Here is a 12812-nt window from a genome sequence, read left to right on the forward strand (position 1 = left end):
TGGCCGCCTGATCATGCCGTCCCGCCCGTACACCACTATTGACGATTGCTCCGCTTGATTCGCTCCAGTCTGTCGTGCCGGCGCGTGTACGCACTTGCAATCTCCTCTGCCATGATCGTAATCATGGTCCCGTTCAGTCGTTCCACGACCGGCTTCAGGTCTCCTCGCCCACCAGGCGGATTGAACATGATCCCACTGAGCGTTTCGTCGATCGTTTCGCGCACCTTCTTCGACTTGCCTGGACCGTTGTCCACGAAGATACCGTCGAAGTTGCCGTGTAGCAGCCCCTTGAGCGGTTGCAGACCCAAGGCCGCAACCCGGTCGTCCATCGGAAGAAGGCTCGTGACGAGGCACCGCTGATAGGCTTGCCCACGTTCCCGGTCAAGCGTGATTTCATATCCCCGGATTCCTCCCGATAGCCGGGATACTGCGAACACGATCCATATCTCGACAGGTTGAAGCTTGCCAGCGACGAGAGCGCCTACTGGCACCTTGGGCTGGAAGCCATCGGCATCCAGTATCTCCAGGACGCCCTGGGTGAGATCGCTGGAGCTCCCGATCCGTGGCGCGAAATATTGCTTCATCGCGCGGGGCCCGTAGCGCTTCTCGAGCAGGCCCTTTTCCCGGGCGATAGCCTTGTAGCGGTACTTCAGCCGGCCGTAACTCGGGGTCAGCTCGACCGGGACGTCGGCGTAGTGGTCTTCGATCATGCGCTCGTGCGTCTTAGCCAGACTTATCTGCTCACCGGCCCAGTACTTGTCCAGCGCGTCGGCCATGTTGTCGAGGTCCTTCTGCGAGGTGCGTCTGCCACGCCTGAAGGTCGTCCTGCCGTTCATCTTGGCGCGTGCACGATTTAATATCTCCTTGTTCGACAGCCGGCCGGGCTTGCAAGCGGGAGCGTGACGTTTCTTGCCCGGACCGCCCTTGTGCGGCGTGAGGGCGAGCATCGCGTGCTTGCCGCCGCCGTACCACATGTACTTGGTCAGGAGATTGTGCATCTTCGACCGGAAGGAGGAGCGCTTGCCCAGCGCGGATTTCATTTTCCGGATACGTTCGTTCCTGTAGGCGGCGTCGAAGAAGATGTTGTCGTCGATAATGAAGTCCGATTCCTTGCCCTGGCCTGTAGCGTCCACCATGACCAGCGCATTGACGAGCATCATGCGTTGATCGAGGCCATCGAGCATGCTCGGCTCGACATCGGCAAGCGTCTTCCGCATGCATTCGGGGCGGATGGAACCGTCAACCGGCTTAACGCGCGATGGCCAGTCGTCCGTCACGGCTAAGTGGATCGGCATGCGGGATGACGGTGGGTCCTCGTTACGCAGCCTCTTCTGCACATACAGCAGGCGGCTAGCGGGGTCCCAGGCCACCGCGATGTAGATGGTGTGTGAAGCCTCTCCTTCAAGGGAGAAAGGCTTGAAGCGTTTAAGGCCCGCTGGCCAGTCGGCGTGATGAAGCGCTCTTAGTTGTGCGACTAGCGCCTCGTCCGCGACGGAAGGCAAAATCGGTCCATAGCTCGGAGCCCGCGCCATCATGAACTCCTCACAAGATGCAGCGGTTTGTCGGTACGCAACGGCTCCCGATGATCGGGGTACAGAAAGCCAAAACACACGGCGACAGCGAACAGTTCGTATGCCCGGTTCAGGGAGATGCCCAGATGGCGGGCGTGACGGTTCAGAATGTCGTCGAGCGTGCCGCGTGACGAACGGGTCAGCAGCCGGCAGGCAAAGCGGAATGCATCGTCGTAGCGCTGCCAGACGTCAAGGTTTGCTACCCAGGTTTTCATGAGCGCGTGGTTTCCCCATGCGAGCACGTCGAACTGGTCGCCTCGCAAAAGTTCGTAGGTCCATCCGCGCGCCACGATTTCCGCTTCCTCCCGTCGCAGTCTTTCTTTCGTCGCCTGGTCGAACTCCTCGGTACCATCCTTGATGGAGACCGTGTGGTAGTGGAGGCGATAGTCCGGCGGCAGGACGAGCGTCAGGACGATGTCCAAGGTCATGAGTTCGAAAACTGACATCGATCTGCCTTCGCTTCGCGCCCGGTTGTAGGTTTGCTGGTCGTAGACCGGGTACTGGTCGCGGATATCGATGACGTAGGGGTTGAAGCTGAACGCGTACAGCGGCCTCATTTCGTTCAATGCACGAGCTTGGTGTGCCCGGCGGAATTTCAGCGCGCCGAAGCTTGCTGTGGTCGCGATGCCCATTTCCGATGCGTCGTGCATCGGTACGTAGCGTTCGCCGTGCGGGACGCCGAATGCATCGCGAAATGGCGGGGCAACATGTCTCGGCGTGGCAAACGGGAGTGGAAGTTTAAGGATTTCCATGGCTTTTCCTCACTCGTGTCCAGAGTCGCTTGACGTCGGAGATCGCCATCTCGTCGACAAGGCCCTCGTCGTCCGGCGCAAACTCCTTCAGCTTTCCCAGCCGGATTGCGGATTTGACGACTCGCCTGTGAAAAGCCTCGAACGTTTCCGTGAATTTCTCAAGTACCGCAGCGGCACCCGGGAATTTCGCAAGAAGGTCTCTGTGGCATCTGGCTGGCGTTTCTCCCAGCAACCGGTACGCGCAGATACGAAAGGGGACGTCCATGTCGATGAGTTCTTTCCACCTTCTTTCAATCGTTTCCGGGAGCGATTCAGCGATCCGGTCGCGATGTTCGGCGCCGATGCGGGCTGGTGCTAGGTTGGCGCCATGTGCTCGCAGGTTGTCTCGCGTCGCTGCCAATTGATGCATGGCCGGCAGCAACAGAACGACCTCCCGGTGAGCCAGATGAGGATTTTCGGCTTGGGCTGCGTTGTAAAGGACCGCGGTTTCCGGCAGAAGTGCAACGGATCTGGCATGTCGCACCGCGGTGCGGTTTTCTATCTTGTGCGTTGGCCTGAGTTGCGCAGTTGCACGGGCGGGGACGACGGCTTCCCGGGAGGTTTCACTTGCCTTGTACGATGTTATTTCGGTTTTCACGGCCTTCCAGCTACCGTACAGCGTGATCAGCATGAAAATCGTGGCGAAAGGGCTTCGTGGACATTCCAGACCGGACAGTGCGCGCGAAATGAGGGGCGACGTCGAAAACATGCCCAGCCTCATCCCAATATCGCGTTGTTCCGGCGAGGAAATCAGGCTTCGGAATTTGCCTGGATCGACCCGGCCGTCTCCTTTTGTCAGCCCGTTTTCGATAAGACCTCGACGGAGCAGTTCCGCAAGTTGAGGTCCGTGCATGTGCGGAGCGAACGTTGGCTCCAGCATGGCGGCCCACGCTTGGGCCATGTCGATCTCGATTTCCTGGCTGATGATGGAAGTGTCGTGAGGGCGCATTTGCAGCGGAGATCCACACGTGCATCTTTTTTGCGGTCCCGCGTAGGTTGCTGAATTGCGTAGCGACTGCGTGCACGCTTCGCAGAACTCGTAAAGCGGCGTTTCGTGCCGGGCGCAGACCCGGATGGGCGTGAAAAGGAATTCGCGACGCCAGAAGGGAATGCCTGTTTGATCGAGGTCCTCACGCAGACAGGCGAGACAGATGGCCGGTGTCCATGAGGGGCCATACGCACCCCGCTCCCGGTTTGTAAAGTAGGGCGGCGCCTGGAGCGGTGGCCCAGCGAGATGCCGCTGCCGCAAGGCGTGCGCAGCGTCGGCTGAAAGGAATCGGGAGTACCCAGGAAGTAACGTGTTTTTGTCGAGGACTTCGTCGACCGGGCCAACGCATTCGCCGAGGCGGCGCACATGCTCGTCGATCCGTGTGGGAATGATCCAGGACGGCAGACGGTAGGATCCCGTCACGGCTTTGCAGAACGATGTTTTTCCTATCCAGCAATTTCTTCCAAGATAGCCTGCGAGCGGTTCACCAGGATAGATGGGAGACAGGGAGAACGATGCGGGAGTCGATCTTGGCCGGCGACCGCCGAAGGGTTGCGCACGGTGGGGCGGAACTGGGCTGGCAGGCGCGTCTTCACGCTCTAGTTGTGCCCATACCAGTTTCAGCCGATGCAAATCCATTTCGTCGACGATATGCTCGCTGGAGGCGGTCAGACCCTCCAGTTTCCCGGATCGCATGGCGGCTTTGATAAGGCGGAGATAGCGTTGTTCACTTGTTTCGACACATTTTTCGAGTGCTGCAGCAGTCTTCGGATAAAACGAAAGATTCTCTTTGTTTATAAGCTTTGGGAAGCCGGATAGCAGTCTTGACCTGGTGATGCGAAAGGGTACGTTTCTCTTGACGAATTCGCGGCTTCTACGTTTGATGTGAGACAGCAACGATTTGTCCACGCTGCGACGATACTCACGACCTCGTCGCGCAGGCACGAGTTCCGCTCCATGTTTAGCCAGTCGGGCTCTCGTCGCCGCTACACGGTACATTATGGGTAGTGCACAGACGACGTCAGTGTGGCTGAAGTGAGGATTTGCCTTTCGTATCTCGTTGTATCGGAGACTGGCCTCGGGCAGCAGGGGGATGGACTTTGCAATCCTCAACCTCTGGGCCTTTGAATTTCTCTCGTGCCGCCAGGCAGGCTTCGGCCGCCCGTCAGGGGATTTTTCCAGGTCAATGTCTGTCGCCTTGTACGCCTTGATGGCCGCCTCGGTGGCTTCCCAACTGCCAAACAAAGCCATGAGCATAAAAATCGCGATAAACGGGTTGCGCGGACACGCGATTCCAGCGAGCGTTCGCGCTACCATTTGACTGCTCACGTAAATGCGCAGGCTCATGACGACTTCGGCGTGTGCCGCATCGGAAATTAGTGCTTGATACTCTCTCTGCTGGATTCGGCCTCTTCTGATCAATCCACGTGCGTGTGCTGCCTGATTGAGCAGGTCCGCAATCTGTAGCCCACGCGTTCGAGGGCAAAAGGAGCTGTCGAGCAGGGTGGACCAGCCGCGCGCAATGCCCAATTCAATCTCCTGAGCCCGGTCGGACTTTGTGTGCCCACGAGCTACCAACGGTTTTCCGCAAACGCATGTTTCCCGTGGGGAAGTTAGCACTCTGGACCAGTGGACTGTGCGCGCACAGTCGCCACACATTTCATAAATTGGCGTCTGATGCCGTGAGCAGAAGCGGATGTAGGAGAAAAGAAAGTCCCGACGCCAGAACGGCGTACCATCCGGTGTCAAATCTTCCTGCAGGCACTTCACGCATACTGCAGGATTCCAGAGGGGAGTCAGGCGTGTCAGGCCCAGCGTGCTGGTCAAAGAACGTCGTAATTGTGGTCCCTGAAGATGATGGTGTCGCAGGAGTCGGCCGATACCTGGCGGCACAAACCGGTTATATCCTGGAAGTAATGTGTTGTTTGCGAGGACGTCATTTTCGGAGCCAACCCGATCCCCGAGAAGTTGAACGTACTGCCTCAGGTTGGTAGGGAGAATCCATGAAGGCGGACTGTTCTCGCCGGAGACGTCTTTGCAGATGAAAGTTGGCGACGCGTACCGGTGCCTTGCCAGATAACCGGAAAACGACTCTCCGGGACAAATCGAGGAAAGCGAGAAGTGTGGTCGAAGCGTCTTGCTGGCGTGCTCGCCCATTATTAGTACTCCAACATTAATAAGGCGTAGGTAGATGATGCGCGATTACCTCAGCGATGCACTGAAACGGTCGATTCGCTACTAACATGCCTGCGCGGTCTGGCTACCGACGATGCGTAACCCGACCAGGGGGCGCTATGGCGGCCCGCACTCGATCTCTGCCCGGCCCTCGCCATCTGGGGAATGCCGGTTGCTTGGTGTCGTCCGATGAGCGCAGAGCACAGTTTGGCGTCGCCGAGGAACCGCACGCGGCCCGGGTTTGCGCAGCCCGGTATGCGATATTGAGCATGACTGTTACGCGTCAAGCCATCTCGGGACCGAGCGGCAGCGATGTCAGGTGACTGAATGAGAGCCAGTCGCCGTACCTGTACAGACTCGAGCGCTTGTACTCGGCACCCTGACGGATGATCCGGATGGCGTCGAGGTGATTCTGGTCGAGCGCAAGCGCTTTTTTCCCGTAGATGTTGAAGATTTCGGGGGAAAACGTCGTAACCTTGAGCGCGTGAAGTTCGAGTGCGATGGCAGACAGGACCTTCGCGAGAATACCCGGGTACCCGAGTGTCATTTCGTACGCCGCTTTCGGCAGCCAGTCGGGCATTGGGCCCCGATGAACCGACCCTATCGTGGCGTCGTACTGTGCGCGGCAGACATCGTTCCAGTGCCGGTCCGTGTAGCCCGGCGCTGGGGTGATCTCGATGGGTCCCGTTGGCGCGAGGTCTCCAAGTGCACCCGGCAGCTTGGAGAGGCCGGCGATGGCTGCGCCGGGCGTCGCAAGGCACAGGACCGGGACACCGGTCATGCGTGTGAACTGGGCCAGACCGTCCCAGGTGACTTCCGCCGCTTGCGTACTCGCATCGATAGTGTTGATGCGCTCGACGATGAGCAGACCGAGGTTTGCGGCGATGGACAGCGCGCACAAGGCAGGAACGGTGTCGCGGTCGCGGAAGAACAGCTTCTGGGTGCGTTGCCCGAAGTCCATGTTCATGGCTAGGGCGAACGTCCCGATGTAGTTTCGGGCAAGGCCTTGGATCTTGCCGCCAATTGGCCATTGGATGCGTAAGACCGGCAACTGCATATAGTCCGTGAATCCGTTGCGCTCGCCTGGAAGCCGCACCGGGATTGCCTCGCGCCGGAAGAGCGATTCGATGGTCGCCGCAAGACTGCGCCGGCCCGTACGGACCGGAGCCGCCACGAAGATGCCGCGGGGGCGAGCGTTGGGCGCGATTCCGAATGCCAGCGGAATGTCATAGCCGCATCGATCCCGCCGCCTGTGCAGTGCGTAAGTTGCGGAGGTAATGAAGTTCCGGTAACCGGCATCCCGCAGGTCGCGCGCAAGATAGGAGCTTCGGACCTGCTCGAGCACGGTCATGAGAACCCGGGCGCGGGCCGCGTTAGTCACCAGGACGCTAGATAACCGCTTTGTGAGCGCATCGCCCGATGGGACTGGAGCGTCGTTGTAGGTGCCGACGACCTGGGTGAGGCGCATCGCCTCGCCAAGCGTTGGTACCGTAGGCACGTTGATGAGCAGGGGATTTTCATGCTCGGTCAATATCGCGCTATGGGTCGGGGTGACAGCAGGTGTTGGGAGTTGGCGCGTTGTCATCGGTCGGTTCCAGAGCGACTTGGCTCATAAGCATGACTTGCTCGCGTGCTGCCGGAGTCTGGCGGGCCGCCGGCTCTCGCAGTGCGGACGCGGTACGGCGTAGGATGCTTTGTCCGACACGTCGTGCAGGGCCTCGTGGGCGTGCCTGACGCGTTATCCGGCCGACGGCGCAGCCCGGACGGGCGGGCGGACGCGCCACCAGGCGGGAGGTTCGCTGCCGCTTGTCTGCCGTCGCCTTTCGCCAAGTCGTCCAGCTGATGAGCTGTGGATTGGGAAACCATTGTCCTTGTCCGTGGCGAGGTGAATTCGATCTCGTCGAGCGCGTTCAGCAGCAAGGCCACTTCCACTGGATGCGGCGGCCGCGAGGACTGCGGCTCGCAACGGTGCACGCGCATGCCGAGGCAGTTCCATGCGACCCAGCCGCCCAGCCGCGCATCCTCAAAGCCTGCCGAGTACAGTGCGCCAAGATCCCGGCTCACGGCATCCCATCTGGTCCGCCCGTCGCTCGCAGCGTATCCGCGCACGGCAAGCTGCGAGCGCAGCTCGTCGAGCCAGCATCCGCCGCGCGACGCATGGAGGAAGCGCAACAGGGTCGCGCCGAGCCGAAGGGTGTTGCGGGTACACACAGGACTGCCAGGTACGAGCGAACCCGTTTCTAGCGCGCTGCACGGATGCGCGAGCCGGTACAGGCATCCGTGAATCGGGCAGCGGGCCTGAAGGGGGATGCAGTGGAACGAGAGCGAACATCGCCGACCGGTCAGCGCGCGGAGTTCGCTGGCGCATTCTGGGCACTCGAGCCCGTAACGGTTGGCTGCGGACAGCCACGAAGGCAGGGGAGGCAGGCAAGGCCGTCCGCTGGTTGCGTCGCAGGCGTTGGCTGCGAGCGCGGCGGCCGGGTCCGACTTCATACATCCCATGTACATGGGATAAAGCGTGCGGTCCATGAGCACCTGACGGGGCGTGCCGTAGAAGTCCTCCGTCAGGGTGCAAAACCGCGACAGGCGGCACGGCGCGGTCTGCAGCAGCGGTGGTCGCGGCTGGAAAGCGAGCGCGACCCGATAGCGGGTCTGCGGCTCGATTGTTGTGCCGGCCAGCGCGACCAGCAGGCTGAACGGCGTTTCGTACGGCGCAGCCGCGTAGAGCGTCCTGAACATGGCGGGACTCCTAGCGTTCATCGTAGCTCCGGCATGAGGCGTGCCGACGCGAGCTGGTGGAGCGACAGCCAGTCGCCGTGACGCATGAGGGTCGACGGCGTGTACGTGCCTCCCTGCCGGATGATCCTGACCGCGTCGAGGTGATACTGGTCGAGCGCGAGCGCCAGGCGGCCATATTTCGCGAAGATCTCGAGCGTGAAGACGCGGACGTTCAGCCTCACCATGTTCTGTGCGATGGCGCACAGCGCTCTCGCGAGCGGGCCCGGATAGCCCAGCGTCAGGTCATACGCGGCGTCCGGCAGCCAGGAGGGCATGGACGCCACGCCGGCAACGCGGATCGTCCTGTTGAACAGGACAACGCACACCGCGATCCAGTGTTTTTCGCGCGAATTACACGAAGGCGTAATTTCGGCAAAGCCCGCTGACGTCAGCTCGGCTGCCACACCCGGTAACCTCGTCAGACCGGCTGCGGCCGCACCGGGGGTAGGCTGGCACAGGACCGGAACACCCGTTACGCGGGTGAATTGTCCGAGTGCGTTCCATGTGCTTTCGGCCGCGGGGTTGGTCGCGTCCTGCATGTTGATTCGCTCCACGACAAGCAGACCCAAGCTCGACGCGACGGCGAGCGCGCATATCGTGGGGACGATGTCGCGCTCGCGAAACAGTGGCGTACGCGTAGCGATGGCATAACTTGTGCGAAACACCGCGTCGAACGCGCCGATGAACGCCTGCGCGAGTCCAGCCTGTCTGCCGTCGATTGGCCACGGAATGCGCAGGACCGGGAGCTGGAGGTATTCGGTGACGCCTGCAGCGGCGCTTATCCGGGCAACGCGGGGTTCGCTGCCGAGCGCCGACGCTACCATGTCGGCCAGCCTCCGGCGGCCTGTTCCGACAGGGGCGACGACCACGATCCCCCGAGGCCTCGCCATGGGGGCGACGCCAAATCGGGAGGGAATCGAGACACTTGGCCCCGGGCGCCCGCTGTGCAGCAGGCGGTTCGCCTCGATCGCGTGATTCCGGTATCGGCAGTCCCGCAGGTCGCGGTCCCGGTAGGAACTTCGAACCTGCGAAACGACATCGACAAGAACACCAGCGTGAGTCGCGTCCGTGACGAAAGCGTCGGCACTCTCGTGGGCGATTAACTCCTGCACATTCCAGCCGGTGACATCCTGCTGTTCCTGCCGTTCGGTCAGACGCATGGCCTCAGGCAGCGTTGGCACGGGCGGCACGTTTTCCAGAAGTGGATTCCCGTCGTCTGTGCGCGTATCGCCGCTTGTGACTGCGCCGGCGGCACAACTTGCGCGCGAAATCCTGCTCATAGTTCCTCCCCGGTAGGGCGCGAAGCCCGTGGCCGGCGTGGGAGGCGAAGTAGCGCAAGCTGGAAGCAGATGCGCGGTATCCTGGGTACCTCCGCTGCGGCGTCCTCGCCCCGCAGGGCGGTCGCCAGCGCCCGGTGACTGCAGTGCGGCGAGTTCCGGAATGGGCAGCGCTCGCCGCAGGGTTTAGGCGCTGGAGGACCCACCAGCGGTGGATGGGGCACCGGGGGGAGCTTTCCGGCCGGGGTGTGCGAAGCGCGTAGCGGATGGGATGGTTTGTCCGCTGGATCGAGCTTCAGTGACTTCTTCGTGCTCACAGGGTCGCCTTTCGGTTGCCTGTCGACTGTTGCGTACAGGCGTGAGTTGACACGGCGCACCCAGTGTGAGATTCTTCGCGCGTGTAAGTGCGAAGGCCTCGTTGCACGGGGTGTCCACCAAACCGGAGTGTCAGGGCTGCCACCCTGACACATCCGCTCTCGTCACTTTCGATGGCTTTTAGTGGCTATCGTCGTCTGCTGGAAAATCCCTCCGTTTGTTGCTTCGTTGGTCGAACGATCGGCGTGACACTGCTGTTGACAATATCGCCATTTGCGTTAACATACGGTCATTGCCCTATCTTGGCAGCGGCAGTTGCTGAGGGTGGTTTGGCTCGGCGCGCCTGTCTTTTGGCACCCAATACAATTGGTCGGATAGTAGCCGATGCACTTGCACTTAGGCAAGTGGGGTTCTCTGCGCGTTCTGCGCACATTTTTTTTAGTTAACTTGACATCGCTTGACGATGTGTTGGCGCGCCAGAGTATCGCGCACGTAGGTGTTGTTGCGTCTGGCGACGACAGGTGCCGCCCTGGGTAGTCGTGCACGCTTGGCGCAGGTCTCCCATTCCTATGCTTCCGGCTACTGGTCCGTTTGTCTCGTCATCGTTAAAATCAACGGCTACGCAGTACCGAGGGACACCGCGCGGATAGAGGCGGCGGTGCTCTTTTGGCATAGTAAAAAGTGCGACTACTGTCGCACTTTTAATCTAGTCGATCGCAGCTGGAATTCAAGGATTTTCTGTGAGCGAGGCAGAGACCCCCTGGGCAGGGCTGGCCAGTCGCGTGATTCGTATCGCGCTTGCGCGCTGGGATCGCGGATACGCGGAACTCATCGACGCGCTCGCGCTTGCAGGCGTTCAGGAGAACGAACGCTCTCTTGTCAACCGGGTTTCGCGCGGAACGGTCAGGTTCACGTTGCTGCTGCAGATCATTCATGTGGCGGGAGACGAGCCTCCATCGTCGTGGAGCGATGCGCTGAAGATGTCGGGATCGTGGGAGGCCCGCGCGCAAGCCGTGATGGCTGCGGAGCTGTCGCGGCAGCCATGGGTGACGCCGGAGAAGCTCGCGCAGCGGTTGTCCGACATCGGCGCCCCGATTGGCGAAAGGACGCTCGCTTCCCATATGGCTGAGGGGACGTTCTCGCTGTCGCTCTTTCTTCAATGTATCGCGGTGCTCGGCAGCCCGAGCCTCGAGCGTTACATTCCATTCGGCGCACTTGTTGCTGCCGCTAATCCAGGCATCGCCGACGCTGCAGGGTGAGCATCAGCGACACGAATTCCTTGCCATCCGCGATTCGTGGCCTAGAATAAAAGTGAGATTTAGGTCGCGTATTTTTTTCGGATGAGTGGCGCGGACCACCAGCATGATCGCCGAGCCTCGGACGAAAGAGGATAGAGTACCGCCGGCACTGGGCGGCGGCGTTTCGGCTTTGTGGGCTCGCCCTTCAAACTGCACCAGTACCCGGACTGCCGTCTTTGACCGGATGCAGCGCTCGCTAGGATGCGCGGTGTCGGTGCCCGTCGAAGGACGCATGGCGCGCGCTCGCAGATTTGATTTGTGCAGCGGAATGTGCGGGTTATATATAGGAATGCGAACAATATCGGGGTGCCTCAATTGGCGGAACGTGACCTTCGGAGTGCGCCTCGCAGGAGAAGCCGGAACTCCACGCGTGCGTCCATGTGCCGTTATCCATAACCCGTCTTTGAAATAGACCATAAGCTGTCCGTTTAGCAAAGATTTACCCTGAAACCTCAATCACCCTATAAGTCATAATTTGACCAATCGTAAAAATATAAAGCATAATCCGTCCAAAAAATCACCGATAAAACAGTCTGCTTTTTTCACTTCAAAACGGAAAAAATCCGAATGTCATGAGTTCCAGCGTAATCTGAATGAGCTACCGGCGCCGAGAGCCACCGCTTTCGGCCGAAAGCTCAACGGCGAATAGGAGATACCCATGCCTATCTGGAGAATCGCCCCGGTCAATGAGGAACCAGCGGTCTCGCTGTTGCAGTGGAGCATCCGAGAGACCAATGATGGAACTCGGCATTTCATCGGCAGCGATGAGCGAGATTCCACGGGTCGCGTCAGTTCTCAGGTCATTACGTTCGACCGCGTCACATTACGCGGGCAGACGCAGTCAGGGCGCGTGTACCAGCTCATTGGGCAACCTGGTCGGTCGAGCAATGCTGAATATGTATGGGAACGCTGGTGCAAGGTGAACAATGTGGCATCGTACACCGATGTTACCCGGCAGCTACTTGTCGGGGCGGAAGATGGCCACTGCATATGAACGCACGAAATCAGTCATCGAAACGCGTGTTTAGAATATCGATTGCGTGGCGAGCAGGGTCGGCCGGGGGGCAGTGGGACTTGGATTAGTGCCGGTCGTCATCCTTGTAGTCGCTATCATTTGGAAATAGCACCTCGCTGCCCGTACCCCCTCGAGGGACGTTTATCAGGGAGTTCAGATGCCAGCCTACGACGAAGATGTCTACGCGTGGGCATTTGAGCAGGCTCGGTTTCTAAGGGAAGGTCGTTTTGACCTTCTGGACATCGAGCACCTGGCCGATGAGATTGAAGATGTCGGGAAAGCGGAGCTTCGCGAACTAGTTAAAGACATATCCCTGCTGCTCGCCCATTTACTCAAATGGTACTACCTGCCCAGCGAGCGTACCGCCAGTCGGTCGGTAATGGTTGATGTACAGCGATTGAGGATTGGTGAGAGTTTTGCAGAGTCTCCGAGCTTACGTGAAAGGATTGATGAGCCTCGAAAGTGTCAACTGATATGGGCAGAGGCACTCGCTCAAGCGGCGGCTGATGTCGAACGAGATTGCTTTCCCACTGAATGCCCATGGGTAATCGCGAATATTTTGTCTAAGGGCTGGCTGCCAACCTAAACAGCGCGTGCATCCGAT

The 12812-nt window shown here is 60.0% G+C and carries 9 protein-coding genes and 1 pseudogene; 3 read left to right on the plus strand and 7 right to left on the minus strand.

Going from position 1 to position 12812, the window contains the following annotated elements; genetic code table 11:
• Positions 1 to 35: 35 nt before the first annotated feature.
• From V8683_RS28685 to V8683_RS28715, 7 genes and pseudogenes are all read right to left on the minus strand, one after another.
• The gene (locus tag V8683_RS28685; protein WP_411191449.1) at positions 36 to 1535 is read right to left on the minus strand and encodes a hypothetical protein; all 1500 of its coding nucleotides are present in this window, start codon (positions 1533 to 1535) and stop codon (positions 36 to 38) included.
• The gene (locus tag V8683_RS28690; RefSeq protein ID WP_411191447.1) at positions 1532 to 2323 is read right to left on the minus strand and encodes a PDDEXK family nuclease; all 792 of its coding nucleotides are present in this window, start codon (positions 2321 to 2323) and stop codon (positions 1532 to 1534) included. The genes V8683_RS28685 and V8683_RS28690 overlap by 4 nt, the downstream gene beginning before the upstream one ends.
• Complete coding sequence (locus tag V8683_RS28695) at positions 2310 to 4697, minus strand: TniQ family protein (RefSeq protein WP_411192557.1); 2388 nt, start codon at positions 4695 to 4697, stop codon at positions 2310 to 2312. The genes V8683_RS28690 and V8683_RS28695 overlap by 14 nt, the downstream gene beginning before the upstream one ends.
• Before the next feature lie 336 nt (positions 4698 to 5033).
• Positions 5034 to 5507 (minus strand): annotated as a pseudogene (locus V8683_RS28700) (TniQ family protein); the annotation flags it as partial.
• A 301-nt stretch (positions 5508 to 5808) separates the two neighbouring features.
• Positions 5809 to 7110, minus strand: a complete 1302-nt coding sequence (locus V8683_RS28705; RefSeq protein ID WP_411191446.1) for a hypothetical protein — start codon at positions 7108 to 7110, stop codon at positions 5809 to 5811.
• On the minus strand, positions 7107 to 8264 hold the full coding sequence (locus V8683_RS28710) for a hypothetical protein (RefSeq protein ID WP_411191445.1): 1158 nt from the start codon (positions 8262 to 8264) through the stop codon (positions 7107 to 7109). Before V8683_RS28710 ends, V8683_RS28705 begins: the two co-directional genes overlap by 4 nt.
• Positions 8265 to 8281: 17 nt before the next feature.
• Positions 8282 to 9583 (minus strand): hypothetical protein, encoded by a 1302-nt coding sequence (locus tag V8683_RS28715; protein ID WP_411191444.1) that lies wholly within the window; start codon positions 9581 to 9583, stop codon positions 8282 to 8284.
• Positions 9584 to 10635: 1052 nt separating this feature from the next.
• Here V8683_RS28715 and V8683_RS28720 point away from each other — a divergent pair.
• The 3 genes from V8683_RS28720 (at position 10636) to V8683_RS28730 (ending at position 12794) form a co-directional block, all read left to right on the plus strand.
• The gene (locus tag V8683_RS28720; RefSeq protein ID WP_411191443.1) at positions 10636 to 11154 is read left to right on the plus strand and encodes a DUF6471 domain-containing protein; all 519 of its coding nucleotides are present in this window, start codon (positions 10636 to 10638) and stop codon (positions 11152 to 11154) included.
• Positions 11155 to 11851: 697 nt separating this feature from the next.
• Positions 11852 to 12187: a hypothetical protein gene (locus V8683_RS28725; RefSeq protein WP_462880713.1), complete on the plus strand. Its 336-nt coding sequence runs from the start codon at positions 11852 to 11854 to the stop codon at positions 12185 to 12187.
• A gap of 178 nt (positions 12188 to 12365) precedes the next feature.
• Positions 12366 to 12794 (plus strand): DUF29 domain-containing protein, encoded by a 429-nt coding sequence (locus V8683_RS28730; protein WP_411191442.1) that lies wholly within the window; start codon positions 12366 to 12368, stop codon positions 12792 to 12794.
• Positions 12795 to 12812 lie beyond the last annotated feature (18 nt).

The sequence above is a fragment of the Paraburkholderia sp. AV2 genome (assembly GCF_054968425.1).